The sequence below is a fragment of the Caballeronia sp. LZ033 genome (genome assembly GCF_031451265.1).
In the GTDB taxonomy this organism is placed as follows: Bacteria; Pseudomonadota; Gammaproteobacteria; order Burkholderiales; family Burkholderiaceae; genus Caballeronia.
Genome location: NZ_JARUXQ010000051.1, coordinates 1 through 471, shown reverse-complemented (window position 1 = coordinate 471; position 471 = coordinate 1). Strand labels below are relative to the sequence as shown.

The following is a 471-nucleotide window of genomic DNA, read 5'->3' as shown; positions in this document are numbered from 1 at the left end:
CCGGCTGTATCGAGGATCTCGGCGAGCGGCGCGAGCTGATCGGCGCGTCGTCCGACCTTGCCGCCTACGCGCACGATGTCGAGAAACGAGTCTCGATGTGCGGTGATCGAGCCACGCGCTTCCTGCACATAGCGCAGGACCGGGAGAGGATCACGCCGCGATACGGCGCGCAATGCGCTGATTGCGCTCACGTGCCCGACGAAGTGCCCCTCGAACGAATGCAGGGGGCGCCGCCACGCGGCGAAGGCGGCGCGCTCGGGCGTCGCAAACCGACCGGCGTGGAGTCGCGCGTACGGCGGTGGTTCGGATGGAAGACGGGAATGGATTGCGGTGTCTCTGACGCTCACGGGTTCGCCCTCTTGTGGTGAGGTTCCGCGTCCCAATGGAAGAGGGAGACGGGCCAATAGCAGAGTTGACTGGGCGGAGCGACGAAGAACCCAAATCGCTCTGCACCCTCTACTACGGCCCGCC

At 66.2% G+C, this 471-nt stretch carries 1 protein-coding gene; it reads left to right on the top strand.

Annotated features, from left to right (window positions below):
* The coding region (locus tag QCE62_RS35140; RefSeq protein WP_309928032.1) for a hypothetical protein at nt 1-368 on the top strand (368 nt) is incomplete at its 5' end.
* Nucleotides 369-471: the final 103 nt, after the last annotated feature.